The organism is Roseovarius autotrophicus (assembly GCF_018069895.1).
GTDB lineage: Bacteria > Pseudomonadota > Alphaproteobacteria > Rhodobacterales > Rhodobacteraceae > Roseovarius > Roseovarius autotrophicus.
Genome location: NZ_JAGQDH010000014.1, coordinates 13,984 through 32,718, shown reverse-complemented (window position 1 = coordinate 32,718; position 18,735 = coordinate 13,984). Strand labels below are relative to the sequence as shown.

General features: G+C 65.4%; 14 protein-coding genes, 1 other RNA gene and 1 pseudogene. 6 read left to right on the top strand and 10 right to left on the bottom strand.

Translation table 11 applies throughout. The features are described 5' to 3' along the window. Positions 1-72: 72 nt before the first annotated feature. Positions 73-825: a transcriptional regulator FnrL gene (fnrL, locus tag KAK09_RS13495; RefSeq protein WP_336244460.1), complete on the bottom strand. Its 753-nt coding sequence runs from the start codon at positions 823-825 to the stop codon at positions 73-75. Between the two features lie 64 nt (positions 826-889). Here fnrL and hemN point away from each other — a divergent pair, with 64 nt between their 5' ends. Further along, on the top strand, positions 890-2,245 hold the full coding sequence (gene hemN, locus KAK09_RS13490; RefSeq protein WP_210879464.1) for an oxygen-independent coproporphyrinogen III oxidase: 1,356 nt from the start codon (positions 890-892) through the stop codon (positions 2,243-2,245). Positions 2,246-2,250: 5 nt separating this feature from the next. Here the strand turns inward: hemN and KAK09_RS13485 are convergent, their stop codons facing one another. From KAK09_RS13485 to KAK09_RS13465, 5 genes are all read right to left on the bottom strand, one after another. Next, positions 2,251-3,846 carry an ABC transporter ATP-binding protein gene (locus tag KAK09_RS13485; RefSeq protein ID WP_210879463.1) on the bottom strand — a complete coding sequence of 532 codons (1,596 nt, stop codon included), beginning with the start codon at positions 3,844-3,846 and terminating at the stop codon, positions 2,251-2,253. Further along, positions 3,843-4,949, bottom strand: coding sequence for an ABC transporter permease subunit (locus KAK09_RS13480; protein WP_210879498.1), 1,107 nt, complete (start codon positions 4,947-4,949; stop codon positions 3,843-3,845). The genes KAK09_RS13485 and KAK09_RS13480 overlap by 4 nt, the downstream gene beginning before the upstream one ends. A 94-nt stretch (positions 4,950-5,043) precedes the next feature. Then, positions 5,044-6,138 carry a microcin C ABC transporter permease YejB gene (locus tag KAK09_RS13475; RefSeq protein WP_210879462.1) on the bottom strand — a complete coding sequence of 365 codons (1,095 nt, stop codon included), beginning with the start codon at positions 6,136-6,138 and terminating at the stop codon, positions 5,044-5,046. A gap of 30 nt (positions 6,139-6,168) precedes the next feature. Beyond that, positions 6,169-8,034 carry an extracellular solute-binding protein gene (locus KAK09_RS13470; RefSeq protein ID WP_247651270.1) on the bottom strand — a complete coding sequence of 622 codons (1,866 nt, stop codon included), beginning with the start codon at positions 8,032-8,034 and terminating at the stop codon, positions 6,169-6,171. A 215-nt stretch (positions 8,035-8,249) separates the two neighbouring features. Further along, complete coding sequence (locus KAK09_RS13465) at positions 8,250-9,308, bottom strand: c-type cytochrome (protein WP_210879460.1); 1,059 nt, start codon at positions 9,306-9,308, stop codon at positions 8,250-8,252. A gap of 120 nt (positions 9,309-9,428) precedes the next feature. On the opposite strand from KAK09_RS13465, the gene KAK09_RS13460 reads away from it, so the two are divergent. Next, the gene (locus KAK09_RS13460) at positions 9,429-10,271 is read left to right on the top strand and encodes a prephenate dehydratase (RefSeq protein WP_210879459.1); all 843 of its coding nucleotides are present in this window, start codon (positions 9,429-9,431) and stop codon (positions 10,269-10,271) included. 56 nt (positions 10,272-10,327) lie between these two features. Here the strand turns inward: KAK09_RS13460 and KAK09_RS13455 are convergent, their stop codons facing one another. Next, entirely contained in the window at positions 10,328-11,758 is a 1,431-nt protein-coding gene (locus KAK09_RS13455; RefSeq protein WP_210879458.1) for an NCS1 family nucleobase:cation symporter-1, read from the bottom strand. A 174-nt stretch (positions 11,759-11,932) separates the two neighbouring features. Between KAK09_RS13455 and KAK09_RS13450 the strand changes: the two genes are divergently transcribed. Further along, a complete protein-coding gene (locus tag KAK09_RS13450) occupies positions 11,933-12,577 on the top strand; it encodes a GntR family transcriptional regulator (RefSeq protein WP_247651261.1) in 645 nt (214 codons plus the stop codon). A 15-nt stretch (positions 12,578-12,592) separates the two neighbouring features. Here the strand turns inward: KAK09_RS13450 and KAK09_RS13445 are convergent, their stop codons facing one another. Beyond that, on the bottom strand, positions 12,593-13,060 hold the full coding sequence (locus tag KAK09_RS13445) for an SRPBCC family protein (RefSeq protein ID WP_210879456.1): 468 nt from the start codon (positions 13,058-13,060) through the stop codon (positions 12,593-12,595). A gap of 58 nt (positions 13,061-13,118) precedes the next feature. After that, positions 13,119-14,090 carry an NAD(+) diphosphatase gene (gene nudC / locus KAK09_RS13440; protein WP_210879455.1) on the bottom strand — a complete coding sequence of 324 codons (972 nt, stop codon included), beginning with the start codon at positions 14,088-14,090 and terminating at the stop codon, positions 13,119-13,121. A gap of 237 nt (positions 14,091-14,327) precedes the next feature. On the opposite strand from nudC, the pseudogene KAK09_RS19135 reads away from it, so the two are divergent. Further along, a pseudogene (locus KAK09_RS19135) lies at positions 14,328-16,055 on the top strand (bifunctional 2',3'-cyclic-nucleotide 2'-phosphodiesterase/3'-nucleotidase); the annotation flags it as partial. Positions 16,056-16,271: 216 nt separating this feature from the next. Continuing rightward, an RNA gene (gene ffs / locus KAK09_RS13430) (signal recognition particle sRNA small type) lies at positions 16,272-16,369 on the top strand. Here ffs and KAK09_RS13425 read toward each other — a convergent pair. Next, positions 16,356-16,850: a phosphatase domain-containing protein gene (locus KAK09_RS13425; protein WP_210879454.1), complete on the bottom strand. Its 495-nt coding sequence runs from the start codon at positions 16,848-16,850 to the stop codon at positions 16,356-16,358. The genes ffs and KAK09_RS13425 overlap by 14 nt on opposite strands. A gap of 108 nt (positions 16,851-16,958) precedes the next feature. On the opposite strand from KAK09_RS13425, the gene KAK09_RS13420 reads away from it, so the two are divergent. Then, positions 16,959-18,701, top strand: a complete 1,743-nt coding sequence (locus KAK09_RS13420; protein WP_210879453.1) for a DNA polymerase III subunit gamma/tau — start codon at positions 16,959-16,961, stop codon at positions 18,699-18,701. Positions 18,702-18,735 lie beyond the last annotated feature (34 nt).

Below are 18,735 nucleotides of genomic sequence, written 5' to 3'. Positions count from 1 at the left end.
CCCCAAACCCCCGGGATATTTGCAGCCAGAAGAAACCGCGCCAGTCATCACGATCCTGGCCGCGCCAGCGTGTTATGCCAGCAAACCGCCATCGCTGTCGTCACCCGCTTCTTCAAGAAGGCGGTTCATGTCGGGCACGGTTACGCGACGCTTGCCTTCCAGGACAATCACCCCGTCCCTCTTCAGCGCCGATATCTGGCGGCTGACCGTCTCCAGCGTGAGCCCGAGATAGTCGGCCATCGCTTCTCGGGTGAGAGGCAGATCAAAGACAAGCGGCCCGCCCCGTCTGCCCATGTGCAGGGCGGCGTCGCGCCGCCCGATGATCGCCAGAAGCGAGGCGATCTTCTCGCGCGCGGTCTTGCGCCCAAGCACCAGCATCCATTCACGCGCGGCATCCAGCTCATCCAGGGTCATTTCCAGCAGCCGCTGCGCAATATGGGGCGTGCGTCCCATCATCTCCTCGAAGGGTTTGCGGCGAAAACAACACATGACAATATCGGTCGTCGCCACCACGTCATACGCGGCCCGCGCCCGCCCTGGCCGCCCCACGAAATCCGAGGGCAGCAACAGGCCCACCATCTGCGTGCGCCCGTCCTCCATGGTTTGCGTCAGCGTGGCGATGCCAGAGACCACCGAGGCCACGAAATCCATCGGGTCACCCGACCAGATCACCGTCTGACCGGCCTCGAAGCTGCGATAATATTTTATCGAATCGAGCTTATCCAGCTCACCCGGCTCGCAACGCGCACAGACGGCCCGATGACGGATCGGGCAATCCGCACAGTCATGCGGAGCTGTGTCCGCGATATGTTCAAGCGTTGCCACTGTCTCGTTCCCGCGATTGATCTGGGTCAAGGACTTTAGATGAATCGAACGTAATCCTTAGCGCATGGATACGCAAACCAAACTGGGCAGTCTGGGTCTTTTTGACGCCAAGGTGCCACGCTACACAAGCTACCCGACCGCGCCGCACTTCAACCCGGCTGTCGGAGAAGCGCATTTTGTCACCTGGATCAAGGCTATTCCCGAAGGATCGGGGATCTCGCTCTATGTGCATGTGCCCTTCTGCCGCAGACTGTGCTGGTTCTGCGCCTGCCGCACGCAGGGCACGCAATCGGATGCACCGGTAGCGGCCTATCTGGAGACGCTCAAGACCGAGATCGCGATGCTGGGCCGCACCCTGCCCGCGGGGGTGCACCTCTCGCGGCTGCATTGGGGCGGCGGGACACCAACGCTTCTGTCGGCACCGATGATGACCGAGCTTGCCGGGGCGATCCGGGACATCGCGCCCTTCACCGAAGAAACCGAGTTCTCGGTCGAGATCGACCCGAACGAGATCGACGGGCCGCGTCTCGATGCACTGGCCGCAGCGGGCATGAACCGTGCCTCGATCGGAGTGCAGGATTTCGACGAGGAGATTCAAAAGACCATCGGCCGCCTGCAAGGCTATGACATCACCCGGCAGGCGGTTGAAGAGATTCGCGCGCGCGGCGTACGCAGCCTCAATGCCGATATCCTCTACGGCCTGCCCCATCAAAGCCGCGCGCGCATCACCGAAAGTGTGCAGAAACTCCTGTCGCTCAATCCCGACCGGGTGGCGCTTTATGGCTATGCCCATGTGCCGTGGATGGCCAAGCGACAGCAGCTGATCCCCTCGGACGCCCTGCCCACCCCGCAAGAGCGACTCGCGCTGTTCGAGACGGCGCGTCGGCTGTTTCTCTGGGACGGCTATGACGAGATCGGCATCGACCATTTCGCCATTCCCTCCGACGGGCTGAGCGTGGCGCAACGCGCCGGACGGCTGCGGCGCAATTTTCAGGGCTATACCGACGACACGGCCGAGGTGCTGATCGGGCTCGGTGCCTCGTCCATTTCGCGCTTTCCGCAAGGCTATGCGCAGAACGCGCCCGCCACCGGCGTGCATACGGCGGCGATCCGCGACGGGCGCTTCTCGACCGCGCGGGGGCATGTCTTTTCCGAGGACGACAAGCTGCGCGCGCGCCTGATCGAGGCGCTGATGTGCGATTTCCGCATTGACCGCGCCGAGATCACCCGCGATTTCGCCGTCACGCCCGAGACGCTCAACGCAATGCTCTCGAAGGTGGACCGCGCCTTTGCCGGGCATTTGCGGCTCGACGCAAGCGGCCTTGCCATCCCGCCCGAGGCACGTCCCCTCACCCGGATGATCGCCCGCAAGTTCGACGCCTACGAGGTGAACGCAGACGGGCATTCCTCGGCGATCTGAGGGGCTCAGGCCTCGGCCCGCCCCTCCAGCGCCGCCGCCAGCAGCGTGCGCGCATAGTCGGTCTGCGGCGCGGAAAACAGCCGCTCGGCCTCGCCCGCCTCGATCACGTCGCCACCTTTCATCACCAGCACCCTGTGACTCATGGCGCGCACCACATGCAGGTCGTGGCTGATAAACAGATAGGCCAGACCGTATTTCTGCTGGAGCGCGCGCAGAAGGTCCACGATCTGCACCTGCACGGTCATGTCAAGCGCGCTTGTCGGCTCGTCGAGCACCACCAGTCTTGGCCGCAGAATCATGGCGCGGGCGATGGCGATGCGCTGCCGCTGCCCACCGGAAAACTCATGCGGGTAGCGGTCCATCATCGCGAGGTCGAGGCCGACCTCGCCCATCACCTCGGCCACCAGTTCCCGCTCGGGGCGCCCGCCGGGATTGCCATGCACGCCCAGCCCCTCGGCGATGATCTGCGCGGCGGTCATGCGCGGGCTGAGGCTGCCAAACGGGTCCTGAAACACGATCTGCATCTCCGCCCGCCGCCGCCGCAAGTCCCGCGTGGACCAACCGTTCACATCCTCGCCCGCGAAACGGATGCCGCCCTCGGATGCAATCAGCCGCATGACCGCCAGCGCCAGCGTGGTCTTGCCCGACCCCGATTCGCCCACGATCCCCAGCGTCTCGCCCGCCCTGACCTCCAGCGTGGCGGCGTTGACCGCTTTCACATGCCCCACCGTGCGCCGCAGAAAGCCCTTCTGGATCGGGAACCACACCCGCAGATCCTGCGTCTCGACCACCACCGGCGCGCCTTCGGGCACCGGTGAAGGCACGCCCGTCGCGCGTGCGGCAAGCAGTTTCCGGGTATAGGGATGCTGGGGCGCGGCAAAGACCTTGGCCACCGGCCCCGCCTCGACGATCTCGCCATCCTTCATCACACAGACCCGGTCGGCGATGCGCTGCACGATGCCCAGATCATGGGTGATGAACAAAAGCCCCATGCCCTCCTCGCGCTTCAACTCTGCCAGCAATTCCAGAATCTGCGCCTGAATGGTGACATCAAGCGCGGTTGTCGGCTCGTCGGCGATCAGGATGTCGGGCTTGTTGGCCAGCGCCATGGCGATCATCACCCGCTGCCGCTGCCCGCCGGACAATTGATGCGGATAGGCCCCCAGACGGCTTGCCGCGTCACGAATACCCACCCGCTCCAGCAACTCCACGATCCGCCCGCGCGCCGCATCCCCTGTCAGCCCCTGATGCAGCTCAAGGCTCTCGCGTAATTGCTTTTCCAGCGTGTGCAGCGGGTTGAGGCTGGTCATCGGCTCTTGAAAGATAAAGCTGATGTCATTGCCCCGCACCTTGCGCAGCCGCCGCTCATCCGCGCCGATCATCTCCTGCCCGGCATAGGTGACGCTGCCCGTCACCTCCGCCGACGCCCCCAGAAGCGACACGGTCGAAAGCGCGGTGACCGACTTGCCCGACCCGCTCTCGCCCACCAACGCCACCGTCTCGCCCCGGTCCACGCTGAAGCTGACACCCCTGACCGCCGGTATCACCTGCCCGTCCTGCCGGAAACTCACGCGCAGATCGCGCACCTCGAGCACGCTCATTGAAAGGTCTTTCTGGGATCGAACGCATCGCGAACGCCTTCGAAGATGAAGACAAGCAGCGACAGCATGATGGCAAAGGCGAAAAACGCCGTGAAGGCCAGCCAGGGCGCTTGCAGGTTCTGCTTGGCCTGAAGCGTCAATTCCCCCAGCGACGGCGAGGAGGACGGCAAACCGAAGCCCAGAAAATCCAAGCCCGCCAACAGCGAAATCGTGCCGGTGATCACGAAGGGCAGCATCGTCAGCGTCGCCACCATCGCATTGGGCAGCATATGGCGGAACATGATCGTGACATTGCCCACGCCCAGCGCCTTGGCCGCGCGCACATATTCCAGATTGCGCGCGCGCAGGAACTCGGCCCGCACCACACCGACCAGAGCCATCCAGCCGAACAGCACAGTGATCACCACCAGAAGCCAGAAACTTCGCGGCAGGATCGCGAAAAGGATGATGATAACATAAAGCTGCGGCGTCGAGGCCCAGATCTCGATGATCCGTTGAAACAGCAAATCCGTGCGCCCGCCGAAATAACCCTGCACCGCGCCCGCGAAAATCCCGATCACCGAGGACAAGAGCGTCACGATCAGCGTGAACATCACCGAGAGGCGAAAACCATAGATCACCCGCGCCAGCACGTCGCGCTTGGTATCGTCGGTGCCCAGCCAGTTCTGCGCATTGGGCGGCAGCGGCGCCGCACCGGGCCGGTCCACCGTGGTGGTATAGCTATAGGGGATGGGCGGCCAGATCGCCCAGCCGCGCACCACCTCTTGTCCATCGACCCGACCGCTCGCGGCCTGCGCCATCACCCCCTCGGGATCGTCAAGGCAGGCATCCAGCCCCCCCGTGGCAATCAGGCAGCGCACCTCCGGATCACGATAGATCGCCTCGGTCTCGAAATCCCCGCCGAACTCGGTCTCGGGATAAAAGCGGAAGATCGGCATGTAGAACTCGCCGCGATACTGCACGAGGATCGGCTTGTCATTGGCCACGAATTCGGCAAACAGCGTCACCGTGAAGATCACCGAAAAGATGATCAGCGACCAGAAGGCGCGCCGGTTGCGCCTGAAATTGCGCCAGCGGCGCTGGTTGAGCGGCGAGAGACGGATCACCGCGCCCCTCCTTCTTCTGGCCGAAAATATCCCGGGGGAGTCGCGCCGCAGGCGCGGCGGGGGCAGCGCCCCCATGATGCGCGGCCCATCCTCACCCCTCCCGCTTCTCGAAATCGATGCGCGGATCGACCAGCACATACATCAGGTCCGACAGGATCCCCACCACCAGCCCGATAAGGCCGAACAGGAACAGCGTCCCGAACATCACCGGATAATCCCGGCTCACCGCGGCCTCGAAACCAAGCCGCCCCAGCCCGTCGAGGCTGAATATGGTCTCGATCAGGACAGACCCGCCAAAGAACACGCCGATGAACACCGCCGGAAAGCCCGCGATCACGATCAGCATGGCGTTGCGGAAGACATGGCCGTAAAGCACCCGGCGCTCTGACAGACCCTTGGCGCGCGCGGTCATCACATAGTGTTTCTTGATCTCGTCGAGAAAGCTGTTCTTGGTCAGCAGCGTCAGCGTGGCAAAGGCCGAGATGGTCGAGGCAAGCACCGGCAAGGTGATGTGCCAGGCGTAATCCATCGCCTTGCCCCAAAGGCTCAACTCGCTGAAATTGTCCGAGGTCAGGCCCCGCAGCGGGAAAATCTGGAAATAACTGCCGCCCGCGAACAGCACCAGAAGCATGATTGCAAACAGAAACGCCGGGATCGCATAGGCCACGATGATAACGCCGCTCGTCCAGGTGTCGAACCGCGTGCCGTCGCGCACCGCCTTGCCCACACCCAGCGGGATCGAGACGATATAGGCGATGACCGTGGACCACAGCCCCAACGTGATACTGACCGGCATCTTCTCCAGCACCAGGTCGAGCACGTTGATCTTGCGGAAATAGCTCTCGCCGAAATCGAAGCGCATGTAGTTCCACATCATGCCCAGGAACCGCTCCAGCGGCGGCTTGTCGAGGCCGAATTGTTCCTCCAGCTCCTTGATGAGTTCGGGCGGCAGGCCACGCGCGCCCAGATAGGCCGAAGACCCCGCCGCCGTCCCGACCAGGTCCTGCCCGGTGTCGGACCCTGACCCGGCAAAGCTCTCGAACACGTCACCGCGCCCCTGCATGTTGGCGATCATCTGCTCGACCGGGCCGCCGGGCACGAATTGCACAAGGGCAAAGTTGATCACCATGATGCCGAACAGCGTCGGGATGATAAGCGCCAGACGCCGCAGGATATAGGCCCCCATCTCAGGCGATCCCCCCGATCACAACCCGCCTCACAGCGCGCCCGCTGCCTTGAGAGCGGCGGCCTTCTCCTTGTCATACCACCAGAAATCGAGCACGCCGGTGGCGAAGGGCGGCAAGGGATCGGGGCGCTCGTAGATGTCCCAATAGGCCACCCAGGACCGGTCCAGATACCAGGTCGGGATCATGAAGAACTCGTGCCGCAGCGCCCGGTCAAGCGCCATCAGCGCCACGTTCTGTTCCTCCAGCGTGGTCGATTCAAGCGCCTTGTCGATCAGCGCATCCACCAGCGGGCTTGCCAGCCCCGCCGGGTTGAACAGGCTGAACGCCGCTTCCTGGCTGCCATAGCGTTGATGCAGGCCGGTACCCGCCTCCAGAAAGGCCACATAGCTGTCGAAGATGATGTCGTAATCGCGGTCGCGCTCGCGGGCGGTGTATTGCGCGGCGTCGATCTTGTCGAATTTCGCCTCGATCCCCATAAGTTGCAGGTTCGACACGAAGCTTTCCACCACCGCCGACATGGTGGCCGACCCCGATGAGGAAATCGGCAGTTCCAGGGTCAGCAGCTCGCCGGCGGCATTGCGCCGCTTGCCGTCGCCGCCCACGGACCAGCCTGCCTCGTCCAGAAGCTGCATGGCGCGGCGCAGGTTGCGCCGGTCGTTGAGGCGGTCAGGATCGGACGTATGCGCCATGACCGCCGGTTCGCCCAGCATCGCCTCGGGCACCAGATCGCCCAGTGATTGCAGCAGCGCCAGTTCCTCTCCCTCGGGCAGGCCCCTGGCCTCCAGTGGGGTATCCTGCACGAAGGAATGGCGCTGTTTGAACAGCCCGAATTGCAGCGAGGCGTTGGTCCATTCGAAATTGAACCCCAGCGCGATCGCCTTCCGCACCCGTTTGTCCTGCAATTTCTCGCGGCCAAGGTTGAAGACAAAGCCAGAGGGCGTCGGCGGCAGCCCGTCGGGCAGTTCGGCACGCACCACATGACCCGCGCGCATTGCCGGGAAATCATAGCCCGTGGCCCAGGTCTTGGAATTGCCCTCGGGACGAAAGGTGTAGATCCCTGCCTTGAATGCCTCAAAGGCGGCGTTGTCATCGGCGAAATACTCGATGCGGATCCGGTCGAAATTGTGCCGCCCCTTGTTGATCGGCAGGTGCCAGCCCCAATAGTCGGGGTTGCGCTCGTAGACGATATTTCGGTTCACCTCGACGCGCCCGACCTGATAGGGGCCAGACCCCGGCGCCGCCGCCAGGCGCGGCTCGTCAAGGCGTGCCTCCGTCTCCTCATACCAGGCGCGCGGAAACACCGGCGTGCCGCCCACCTGATCGATCAGCGACCGGCGCGAAATTCCTTCCGCGAACTCGAATCTGACCGTGTGGTCGTCAAGCGCCTCGGCCCCGATCACCCGCCGCCGCACCGCCTCGGCATAAGAGCGCAAGCCCTGATCCAGAAACAGGTTGTGCGAAAACACCACGTCCTGCGCCGTCACCGGCGTGCCATCGGCAAAGCGCGCCTCGGGCCGCATGTGAAAGATCACCCAGGTCTTGCCCCGGTCGTATTCAAGGCTTTCTGCCAGAAGGCCATAGCCCTCGTTATAGCGATCCCCCGGCAGCGGCTCGCCACTTGCCAGCGACCGGCCCAAAAGGCTTTCGTAGACCATCCAGGACAGGCGACCGGCCCGCCCCTTGCGGGCATAGGGGTTCATCGAATCGAATGTGCCGGGGGCAAACAGCGAAATCTCGCCCCCCTTGGGGGCATCGGGGTTCACATAGTCGAAATGGGGATAATCGGCGGGATACTTGAGATCGCCGAAGAAGGAATAGCCGTGCGACCGGATGATGTCATCGTCACCGGCGCGCGCCTGACCCGGCAGCAGCACAGGCAGCGCGCTCCCGGCCATGAGGGCCGCCATTCCTGAAAGGGCAAAGCGGCGGCTGACAGGGAATCCGGCGTGCGGCGGTTGGCTCATCTCATCCTCCTGTCGGTCACGCGCGTTGGCCGCGCCTTGAAGGGCAAGCTAGGGGGCGTGGGCGGCTTGTTCAAGCGCGGAACGGGCGCGGACATGAAAAGGCCGCCGCCCTCGCAGGCAGCGGCCCCCGAAATCTGCCCTGCGGATCAGTTGCCGAGGGTTGCGAGATAGCCGATCAGGTTGGCGCGGTCCTCTTCACCCTTCAGCCCCGGAAAGCCCATCCGGTTGCCCGGAGCAAAGGCGCGCGGGTTCTCAAGCCAGCCGTCAAGCTGCTCGACGGTCCAGGCACCATCCAGCCCCTTGAGGGCGTCGGAATAGCTGAACCCGTCAACCGAGGCGATGTCGCGCCCGACAATGGCGTAAAGATGTGGCCCTGCCTTGTTCTGGCCGTCCTGAACAGCATGGCAGGCCGCACAACGACGATAGAGCTTTTCACCCTGCGCAACATCCGCAGCAGCAACGAGCGTGGCGAAATTGCCGGCGGGCGCGGCCTCGGCGGCGGCCTCCTCGGTCGTCGCGGCCTCTTGCGCAGGCGCTTCGGCTGCGGCGGCCTCCTCGGCAGGGGCCTCGGCGGCGGCCTCTTCCTCGGCGGGCGCTTCCTCGGCGGGCGCTTCCTCGGTTGCCTCGGGTTCGGCAGGGGCTTCTTCTGCCGGGGTGGTCGCGGCGGCGGGCATCTCGTAGGTGGTGCCATCGGTCTGATCGAGGAACGCGATCAGGTCGGCACGGTCCTGGGCCTTGCGCAGACCGGCATAGCCCATCGTCGTGCCCGGCGCATAGCCGCGCGGGTTCTCAAGAAAGGCGTCGAGTTCCTGCGGCGTCCAGGCATCCACAACCGCCGTCAGCGCACCGGAATAGGCAAAACCCTGCGAGGCCCCGACATCGCGCCCGACGACGCCATAGAGATAAGGCCCAGCCTTGTTGACACCTTGCTCAAGCGCGTGGCAGGCGGCGCAATTGCGGAACACGCGCTCGCCATTCGACATGTCGGCAGCGGCAAACAGTTCGGCAAAGCTCGGTCCCTCGTCGGCGGCCACATCCGCTGCGTCATCGGCCCCGGTATCGATCACGAAGCCCTGCACGCGGTCATCTCCATAACCGCTACCCATCGAGTAAATGGATTCCGCCGCCCAGCTTCCCAGAAGAAAGACAAGCAGAGATCCGCAAATCGCGCCGGTGGCCTTAGTGAGTGTCATCGTGTCGAACATTGGCTCGCTTCCGTTTGCTCTGTCGCTTGGGCGCGTATGTATCCGCTTCCCCTACCCGTTCGCAAGGTGTAGTTTCCGCGACCAAACGCCCGACCGGGCCCGAATTGCACGGAATTCGCCATGACCAAGCGCATCGCCTTCCAGGGAGAGCCGGGAGCCTATTCCCATCAGGCCTGCCGCGAAACCTATCCCGACATGGAGGCGCTGCCTTGCCGCACCTTCGAGGATGCCATCGCGGCGGTGCGCGACGGCGCGGCACAGCTTGCCATGCTGCCGATCGAGAATTCCACCTTCGGGCGCGTCGCCGATATCCACCACCTGCTGCCGCAATCAGGGCTGCATATCGTGGGCGAGGCGTTTGTGCGCGTGCATATCAACCTGCTCGCCCTGCCCGGCGTGCGGCTCGACCAGGTCGAGAGCGCGATGAGCCACACCATGCTGCTCGGTCAGTGCCGCGCCTTTCTGGAGCGTCACGGCATCCGCCGCGTGACCGGCGCCGACACGGCCGGCTCGGCGCGGCAGGTGGCCGAGGCGGACGTTCCCGAGATGGCGGCGCTGGCCAGCGAACTGGCTGGCGAGATCTATGGCCTCGACGTGATCGCCCGCCATATCGAGGATCAGGGAACCAACACCACGCGCTTTCTCGTGATGGCGCCCGAACCCGATTTCTCACCGCGCGGTGCGGACGGGATGATGACCACCTTCGTCTTTCAGGTGCGCAACATCCCCGCCGCGCTCTACAAGGCGCTTGGCGGCTTTGCCACCAATGGCGTGAACATGACCAAGCTGGAAAGTTACATGGTGAACGGCTCGTTCACTGCGACGCAGTTCTACGCCGATATCGAGGGCCACCCCGAGGATCCGGCGGTGGCGCGCGCACTCGACGAGCTGGATTACTTCACCTCGGACGTGACCATTCTCGGCGTCTACCCTGCCGATCCCAAACGCCACGCGGCGGGTTGACCCAAAAGGAAAACCCGGCACGGGGCCGGGTTTTCCCATGTCATGCACAGGCGCGCTCAGACGATATGGTTGCGGCGGCAGCGGACGAAATAGATCACGCCGCCCAGGATCGCGCCGATCACCCAGGCATATCCCGAAAGCTCGCCCAGCGCGGGCACCCAGACCGTCGCCACCGAGAACACCGCCGCAATCGCGAACGCCGTCAGCGCGTTGCGGTTCCAGCCATCGGTGAAATGATAGGCCCCGCCCTCCATGTTGTAGAGATCGTCGCACTTCAACGCCTGTTTGCGCAGCAGGTAGTAATCCGCGATCATGATCCCGTAGAGCGGTGCAAGCGTCGCGCCCAGCGTGTTGACAAAGCCGCTGATGCCGAATTCGCTGATGAAGCTGTGCCAGAACCCACCGATTACCAGCGCAAAGACCGACGTGATCAGGCCCGCCTTGCGGAACCCGATCTTCTCGGGGGCAAGGCTGGCGATGCCGTTCACCGCCGGGATGAAGTTGGCCACAAGGTTGATGCCCACCGTTGCCGCGAAGAAGGTGATCGCCGCAATGACGCCCAGAAGCACGCTGTCGGTGCGCGCCACGATCTCGGTCGGGTTGATGATCGCCTCGCCGTAAACCACCGCCGCGCCCGCCGTGGTCAGAAGCGCCAGCGCCGAGAACAGGATCATGTTGAGCGGCAGGCCGGTGAGGTTGCCCAGGATCATCGCGCGCTTGTCCCGCGCGAAGCGTGAGAAATCGCTGAAATTGATCATAACGGCTGCGAAATAGGCCACCATCGTGCCGATGATGGCGACAAAGCCCGCGATCTCTGTGCCCCAGGTGCCCTCGGGATTGGCGAAGATCGTTTGCGCCTGCGACAGAAGCTGGCCGTCGGACTTGACCCAGAGCACCGCCAGAAGCCCGATCATCACCGCATAGACAAAGGGACCGGCAATATTGAGAAACGTCTCGACCCAGGTCATGCCACGCCAGAAAATCAGGATATGAAAGACCCAGACCAGCACGAAGGAGAGCCAGTCCACGCCGGTAAGGCCCAGCACCTCGGCTCCGCCGTTGATGCCCGTCACCGACCGGATCAGAAGCGCCAGCGCGGTAGAGGCGAAATAGACCTGCACACCATACCAGAACACCGCCACCGTGGCGCGCAGCACCGCCGGAAGCCTGGCCCCCGCCGTGCCCATGCTGGCGCGTGCGAAGACCGGATAGGGGATGCCGTATTTCTCGCCCGCCGCCCCCGAGAGGTTGACAAGGAACATCACGAACAGACCCGCACAGATCAGCGCGGCGAAGGCCGTCCAGCCGCTCACCCCATAGGAAATGAACAGCGACGCCACCAGAGAATAACCAAACAGTGACTGGATATCGTTCGCCCAGACGTTGAAGATGGCGAACCAGCTCCAGGTTTTTTCCTCAGGCTTGACGGGGGCAAGCGTGTCGTCGTCGCCCGCTCCGATCTGTGCCTCAAGCGTGGTGCTATGCATCAGGTCCTCCCTTCCCTCGATGCGACGAACGCCTGGCGTGTCGCATCGCTGCATTTGTGATATTGCACCTGACATGTTAGATGTTATGTTACGTTTTGATTATTCATAAAATCGAGACAGGACCTTCAGGATTTGCAAGAGACTGGGCCTTCACAAAACCTGCGCGTGATGGGTATGCCGACGACATCAAATCTCTCCGACCGTGCCCACGCGGCTTTGCTCGACCGGCTGCGTGACGGGCGCCTGCGCAGCGGGACTTTCCTGTCCATGCCCGTGCTGGTCGACCTCATCGGACTGCCCATCGCCGCTATGCGCGAGGCGGTCAAGCGCGCCGAGGCAAGCGGGCTTCTGACAATCGTGCCGAAACGGGGGGTGGCGGTGATGGACGCGGGCCCACAGACCACGCGCGATTGCCTTGAACTGCGCACAATGTTCGATTGCGAGGGCGCGCGCAGGATCATCGCCTCTGGCGGCGCCTTTCCCCTGGCGGCTCTGCGCGAGACGCATCATCAGCTTCTGGCCGAGGCGCGCGCCGACCCCGCCTGCGACCTTCAGCAGCGCGCGATCCGGACCGATCTTTCGCTGCACGATGCGCTGGCGCGGGGCCTCGACTCGCCGCTCGCCGCGCGCCTCTACGGCGAGAACCGCGACCGAATCGCGGTGATCCAGAACACCCGCCCCTTCGTGCCCGACCGGATTGCCCCGGCAATGGAAGAACATCTCGCCATTCTCGATGCCATCGAGGCCCGAGACAGCATCCGCGCCGACGCGGCGATCCGGTATCACCTGAGGGAAACGCTGCGCTGGTGGGGGGTCTGAGACGGCCCGCACCGGTCAGGATGCGCGCTTGTAACGGTCCTCGAGATCCCTCGCAAATTCCGCGAGGCGCAGCCGGAACCGTTTTGACACATTGCCCCTGGCCAGCTTCAGCGATTGCACGATGAGCCGCCCGGCCAGCGTGCGCGGCTCAAGCGCCAGATCCACCGTCAGCCGCGTTCGCGCGCGCGAAAGCGCGATCAGATCCACCGTCATGCGCCCTTCCAGCGTCGCCGCCTCGGCCTCGATCGCGATACCATTCGGCGGATCGTAGTCGGCCAGCCGCAGCGACAGATTACGCATCCGCCCCCGCAACCTGAACTTCGCGCGCCAGCTCATGCCAACGCCGGGTGCGTTCAGGCTGTCGATGCGCTGCACATCGGCCCCCCGGCGCAGCGCGGCACGCTCGAACCGCTGGACATCGATGATATCGGCAAAGACACGCTCGATCGGCGCCTCGATATCTTCCTTGCTTGTGAACTGCATCGCCTGTCCTGCCGTGGTTTTTGGTGCCCTGTCACCGGGATCGGGCGACACTTTCGCTTCATTCGAGGCGGTCGGCAAGCCAGTTCCTGAGCAGGAAATGCGCCACCGCCCCCTTGCGCGCGGGCAACACCTGGGGGTGTTCCCCGGCAAAGGCGGCAAGGATCTCCTCGCGGCTCATCCAGCGCGCGGCCTCGATCTCGTTGGGGTCGATGGTGATCGCATCGCTCAGCGCCTCGCCGCGACAGCCCAGCATCAGCGAGGCGGGAAAAGGCCAGGGCTGGCTTGCCAGATAACTCACGCGGCCCACGCGCACCCCCGCCTCCTCCCAGACCTCGCGGCGCACAGCGGCCTCGACCGTCTCGCCCGGCTCGATGAACCCGGCCAGCAGCGAATACATCCCCTCGGGCCAGCCGTGCGAACGCCCCATCAGCACGCTGTTGCCATGGGTGATCAGCATGATCGCCACCGGGTCGGTGCGCGGGAAATGCTGCGCGCCGCAATCGTCGCAGGCCCGTTGCCAGCCGGCCCGGATCATCCGGCTCCTCGCGCCGCAGCGCGCGCAATGGCGGTGGCTCTCGTGCCAACCAAACACCGCCTTGGCGGTCGCGGCCAGTTCCGCATCGCGCGGCGAAAGCGCACTCATCACCCGCCGTAACTCGGCAAAAACCGCACCTTCGGGCAGGTCGGGATGCGCCTGTTCCGAGGCGTCGAGGAAGGTATCGAGCTGATCGGGCTCCAGCCCTGGCGGCACCCAGGCGGAAATGTCATGGGCAAGGATCAGATCGCCCCCCGCCTCGCGCCCGAGCAGGATCGGCGGCACCTTGTAACGCCCCAGCACCGGATGATCCGGCGCGAGCCGCACCAGCGCGTCCAGCCCCGGCCCCGCCAGCAGCGGCTTGCCGCGCCAGAGCACGACCGAGCGCGCCCGTCCCTCGGCGAGCGCCAACGCAATCGCCCCCTCGTCACCGCGAATCTCGTCCGCTCGGTCCAGCGCCGAACCTCCGAACGTTACGTCTTCCGCATGTCGCATGCGACCTCCCTTTCCGTCGTGCCTTATTGGCACCGGCACGAGAGGCATGGCAAGCGGTCGCATATGCCTGTCAATCCTTTGAAATAAATCAAACTTCAACCTAAAGATTATCTGACTAAAGTAATTGCTTCTTAAGATAGATCAAAGACAGGGTTTGCCTGTCTGGCCAGTCATGGCCTTGCGATTCCTGACTTTCCGCACCCGCAGCTTTCCAACCCCAGTTTTCAGGCCACCATCGTGATCTACGCCAAGCACAGCCCCAACGCCCCTGCCAACAGCCCCCCGGTCACGACACTGCGCCTGCTGGCAACCAGCGACGTTCACGGCCATGTGCTGCCGACCGACTACTTCGCGGGGACGCCCGGCGCGCCGGGCGCGCTGGCGCGGGTGGCCTCGCTGGTCAGGCGCGCCCGCGCCGAGATCGCGCCGGAAAACTGCCTTCTCCTTGACAACGGTGATTTCCTGCAAGGCACCGCCCTGACCGACCTGACAGGCCGGCCCGGTCGGGGCTGGCGCGGTCAGCACCCGGTGATCCGGGCGATGAACCGCATGGGCTATGATGCTGCGACCCTTGGCAATCACGAGTTCAACTTCGGTCTCGACTGGCTGGAAGAAACGCTTGTCGGGGCCGATTTCCCCGTGCTCTGCGCCAATGCCGTGCGCGCGACAGGCAGGACACCGCTAGATGACACCCCGTTCCGGCCGCCGGTCACGATCCTCACGCGCCACCTCCGGGCCGCCGACGACACCCGTCATGCGATCCGCATTGGCCTTGTCGGGTTCTGCCCGCCACAGGTGATGGTCTGGGACCACGCCCATCTGACCGGTCGAATCAGCACACGCGACGTCGTCGAAACCGCCCGCCACTGGGTGCCCACGCTGCGTGCGCGGGGCGCGGACATCGTGATCGCGCTGGCCCATACCGGCATCGACCCCGGCCCCGACCGCTCGGGCATGGAGAACGCGGCGCGCGCACTGGCGCGTGTGCCGGGGATCGACGCGATCATTGCCGGGCACAGCCACCGCGTCTTTCCAAGCCCAGATCACGCGCGGACACCAGGCGCCGATGTGGCGCGCGGCACGCTGCACGGGGTGCCTTGCGTCAAGCCGGGCTATGCCGCCTCTCACCTGGGCCAGATCGACCTCCACCTTCTGCGTGACACCACGGGCTGGCGTGTGGCCGGACATGCCGTCGCGCTGCGCGCGTGCGCGCAGATACCACCCTGCCGGACCGTCACCCGCACCCTTGCCCGCGCCCATGCCCACACGCTTCGCCTGACCGGCTACACCTTGGGCGAGACGCGCGCGGCCCTCCACAGCTATCTGTCGCTGGTGCGCGACGATCCCGGCCTCGCCCTTGTCAATGCCGCGCAGCGCGCAGCACTGGCAGAGGCGATCCGCGACACACCATATGCCACGCTGCCGATGCTCTCGGCCTGCGCGCCCTTCAAGACCGGCGGGCGCGGCGGCCCGGATCATTTCACCGACATCCCGGCGGGGCCGCTGCGGCTGCGAAACATTGCCGATCTCTACAGCTTTCCCAACACCCTGTGCGGCCTTGTCGTGACCGGGGCCGACCTGCGCGACTGGCTCGAACGCGCGGCGATCTGCTTCAACCGGATCACGCCGGGCGCACCCGGTCAGGCGCTGCTTGATCCGACCGTTCCCGGCCATGTCTTCGACGTGATAGACGGGTTGCGCTACGCCATCGACCTGACCTCGCCCGCCCGTTACAGCCTGAGCGGCGCAGTGATCGACCCCAACGCAAGACGCATCCGCGATCTGACCTATCGGGGATGCCCGCTGGCCGACGAAGACCTGTTCGTCATCGCCACAAATTCCTATCGCGCCTGGGGCGGGGGCCCGTTCCTGCCGCTCGCCCGTGGCGCGCTCATCCACCAGTCGAACCGCCCGATCCGCGACCTGCTGGCCGATCATGTCGGAATCTCCAGCCCGATCGCGCCAACCGCCCCCACCACATGGCGCCTCGCGCCTATGCCCGCGACCCGCGTGGCGATCCTCACCGGGCCCGGTCTGCGCACCCATTCGAACGAGATCGCGGCGCTCGGGGCGATCGACGAGGGGCTCGATGAAACCGGCTTTCTGCGCCTTGACATGCCCCTGCCAGAGGCTGACAGCCCCACCCTTGCCAAGCCCGCCGCCGACGCCTATATGCGGGATCGAGAGGTTGGCGCGGGCAGGCACCTCGCCAACCCGGTCAGATCCGGAAGGAAGCAGCCGTAACGAGCCTCGCTTGGGTCGTTGTCAGCCTCTCACCCTCCCCCGCAGCGCCCATGCCATCTGCGCCCCGGTCTCGACCGCGCAAGGCCGCAGCGCGCGCAAACGCGCCAGCGCCCGCTCCGGCACCTCGCCCGCCTCGATCATCAGCCGCAGCACCGCCATGCCCGAGCGTCCGCACCCGCCCCGGCAATGCACCAGCACCCGGCCCCCACCCCCGAGCGCAGCCCGCGCCGCCGCACTCGCCTGCACCCAGTCCGTGGCCTGATCCGCCCTCGGCACGCCGTAATCTGCCACCGGCAACCCGATCCAGCGCGTGCCCGCCGCCTGCACCTGCGCCGCCAGATCGCCCGCCCCAGAGGCCACCATCTCGGCCCCGGTCGTCATCGAGATCACCAGCGCCGGCTTCCAGTCGGCCAGATGCGCCATGTCGGCGGCATACTCGCCCCCCGCCCCCGGCAGAGGCGCCAGCGCCAGCGTGCCCCCGCCCACATGCAACGCGTGAATGACAAACCCGGTCATGACCACTCCCCCGCCGCCACCCTTCCCGCACTTGTCCCGAAAAGCAAGGTGGACGGCCCGCGCCCCCGGCTTTAGGTTCATCGACGAAGAGACAGAAAGGCCCCCCGCATGTCGCAGCCTCTTGAGTCCGGCTATCAGGTTCTCGCCCGCAAATACCGTCCCGAGACCTTTGCCGATCTTGTCGGACAGGACGCCATGGTGCGCACCCTGAAAAACGCCTTTCAGGCGGACCGCATCGCACAGGCCTTCATCATGACCGGCATTCGCGGCACCGGCAAGACAACCACCGCGCGCATCATCGCCAAGGGCATGAACTGCATCGGCCCCGACGGCACCGGCGTGCCGACGACCGAACCTTGCGGGCAATGCGAGCATTGCCGCGCAATCATGGAGGGGCGCCATGTCGATGTGATGGAGATGGACGCGGCCTCGCGCACCGGCGTGGGCGATATCCGCGAGATCATCGAAAGCGTGCACTACCGCGCCGCAAGCGCGCGCTACAAGATCTACATCATCGACGAGGTGCACATGCTCAGCACCTCGGCCTTCAACGCGCTTCTGAAAACACTGGAAGAACCGCCTGCCCATGTGAAATTCATCTTCGCCACCACCGAGATCCGCAAGGTGCCAGTCACCGTGCTCTCGCGCTGCCAGCGATTCGACCTGCGCCGGATCGAGCCGGAGGTGATGATCGGCCTGCTGCGCCGGATCGCGGGCGCGGAGGGCGCGCGGATCACCGACGAGGCGCTCGCGCTGATCACCCGCGCCGCCGAAGGCTCGGCGCGGGACGCAACATCGCTTCTCGATCAGGCCATCTCCCACGGCGCGGGCGAAACCACGGCGGAACAGGTCCGCGCCATGTTGGGCCTTGCCGACCGGGGCCGAGTGCTTGACCTCTTCGATCTGATCATGAAAGGCGACGCCGCGGGCGCGCTCACCGAACTTGGCGCGCAATATGCCGAAGGCGCCGATCCGCTCGCCGTGCTGCGCGATCTGGCCGAGATCACCCATTGGGTGAGCGTGGTCAAGATCACCCCCGACGCGGCGCAAGACCCCACCATCGGCCCGGACGAGCGCGCGCGCGGCCTTGCCATGGCCGGGGCACTGCCGATGCGCGTGCTCACCCGCATGTGGCAGATGCTGCTCAAGGCACTCGACGAAGTGGCCGCCGCCCCCAACGCCATGATGGCCGCCGAAATGGCGGTGATCCGCCTCACCCATGTGGCCGATCTGCCCGCGCCCGAAGACCTCGTGCGCCAGCTGCGCGAGACGCCCCCCTCCGGCCCCGGCGGCGGTTCCGGCTCGGGCCCGCGCACCGCCCCCCAGGGCGCGGCAGGCCCGCCCCGCACCACCATGCCGACACAGCGCGGCACCGGCCCCGTCACCGCGCTTGCCCCGGCGCAGGACGTGGCACTGGCGGCCTATCCCAGCTTCCAAAGCGTGCTCGACCTCATCCGCGCCCAACGCGACGCGAAGCTTCTCATCGAGGTGGAAGGTTGCCTGCGCCTTGGCGCCTACCGTCCGGGCCGCATCGAATTCACCCCCACCCCCGACGCCCCCGCCGACCTCGCCCAGCGCCTCGGTTCCGCCTTGCAACGCTGGACCGGGCAACGATGGGCCGTCAGCCTTGTGAACTCCGCCACCGCCCCCACCATCGTCGAGGCGCGCGACACCGCGCAATCGGCGCTCGAGGCCGAGGCACGCGCGCATCCGCTGGTGCGCGCGGTGCTCGACGCCTTCCCCAGGGCCGCGATCCGGGAAATCCGCACCGCGCAGGATATCGCCTCGGAGGCCGGCGCCGAGGCTCTGCCCGAAGTCGAGGGCGAATGGGATCCCTTCGAGGAGGACTGAACGCCTCGCCAAGCCGCGCGCGATATGTTTAAAG